At 53.3% G+C, this 1,473-nt stretch carries 2 protein-coding genes; both read right to left on the bottom strand.

From position 1 onward, the window contains the following. Window positions 1-256: 256 nt before the first annotated feature. Window positions 257-664 carry an OsmC family protein gene (locus ACQ4N7_RS30215; RefSeq protein WP_430715117.1) on the bottom strand — a complete coding sequence of 136 codons (408 nt, stop codon included), beginning with the start codon at window positions 662-664 and terminating at the stop codon, window positions 257-259. A gap of 27 nt (window positions 665-691) precedes the next feature. Then, a complete protein-coding gene (gene pflA, locus ACQ4N7_RS30210) occupies window positions 692-1,438 on the bottom strand; it encodes a pyruvate formate-lyase-activating protein (RefSeq protein ID WP_430715118.1) in 747 nt (248 codons plus the stop codon). Between the last annotated feature and the right edge of the window lie 35 nt (window positions 1,439-1,473).

The raw sequence follows: 1,473 nt of genomic DNA, 5'->3' as shown, positions 1-1,473 counted from the left end.
GCCCCTTGCTCTTCAGGGTCGATCTCCGGCAGGTTTGGCTCTGGACGTGGCTGTATCGTCATGCCCCTTATGCTACAAACTTTTGCCCCATTCCCAGTAGGTCAGCTTTGTTGCGGTGACTAATTACTAGAAGAGTTCTTGTCTACCCCCTTATTGAGGGGGGCAGGGGGGATCGTGTAAGGCAGTATTGTGAGGAAGAAAAACTCATGTTTCTAGAATGGTTGGCTGGTGGGCAGTGCCCACCCTACGGTGAGCCTTAGCTGGCGATCGCAACCGACAGAATCTCCGTCGTCATCGTCGGTGGGTGGGTGAGGGTGTTGTGAATAATGCAGGCATCCACCGCCCGCTCTAGCCCCTTCTGATGACGAGGTTCTAAAGCCGTAGGAGTGGTGATCTGAATGCGAATGTTGTCGATGCTAACAGGGCTTTCGGTCTTATCGGCGGTGACGGTGATGGCTAAGCCTTTGGCATCGAGCTGGCGGGTTTCTAAGTACTTGACTGCGTAGAACCCAACGCAGGCCCCCAGGGACGACAAAAACCACTCCGGCGGCGTCATGCCTTGATCCTGTCCATCGTTATCCAGGGGCTGATCGCTGAGAATTTGGTGGCCTCGACAGCTGGCCTGGAATTTTACACCGTCTTGATAAGTAACGTGAACGTCCATAGAAGCCTCCTGAGGAGAGCGTGGAGCCTAAACAGCAGTTAATCCGTGGTTGTGAAAGATTTGAAGAACGTGCTCAACCAGTTCTGGTGTAGGGGGCTGAGTGTCGCCCAGGGTATAGGGTAAACCCAATTGCTGCCATTTGTATTCTCCCATTTTATGAAAGGGCAGAACTTCTACTCTTTCAACATTATCTAGAGTGCCCACGAACTTAGCTAATCCTGTCACATTTTCTTCGGGATCTGTGAGGCCGGTAACTAGCACAAATCGTATCCAGGTGGGCTTTTTGATTTTGGCTAAATAACGGGCAAAATTTAGCGTAGGTTCGATAGAAACGCTGGTGACTTTGTGAAATAGATCGGGATTGTAAGATTTGATATCTAATAAAACCAAATCGGTATTTTCTAATACCGGCCCTGCCGCTTCAATGTGGACATAGCCGGAGGTATCTAAGGCCGTGTGCAACCCCATTTCATGGCAGCGACGAAAGATTTCGGCGACAAATTCGGGCTGCATGAGCGGTTCGCCACCGCTGACGGTGACGCCGCCACTGCGCAGGTAGTTTTTGGTGTGATCAATTTGCGCCATGATCTCGTCTACGGTCATCACCGTGCCGCCGTGGATCTCCTGGCAGTCGGGGTTGTGGCAGTAGAGGCAGCGCAGCGGGCAGCCCTGGGTAAAGACCACAAAGCGAATGCCGGGGCCATCGACGGTGCCGCAGGTCTCGATGGAGTGGACTCGGCCCGTTTGAGTGCGGGTGGGAGCGGGGGAGGGCATAAGGGTGGATGGGTGGGAGGGTGGATGGGTAGGGT

This window comes from Nodosilinea sp. AN01ver1 (assembly GCF_050565655.1).
Classification (GTDB): Bacteria; Cyanobacteriota; Cyanobacteriia; order Phormidesmidales; family Phormidesmidaceae; genus Nodosilinea.
Note: the sequence above shows the minus strand (reverse complement) of the source record. Positions and strands in the feature narration are given on the sequence as shown.

Bases quoted from the DNA above. Each gene is read 5' to 3' on its own strand.
- pflA (WP_430715118.1), bottom strand. From the start codon at position 1,438: ATGCCCTCCCCCGCTCCCACCCGCACTCAAACGGGCCGAGTCCACTCC.
- ACQ4N7_RS30215 (WP_430715117.1), bottom strand. From the start codon at position 664: ATGGACGTTCACGTTACTTATCAAGACGGTGTAAAATTCCAGGCCAGC.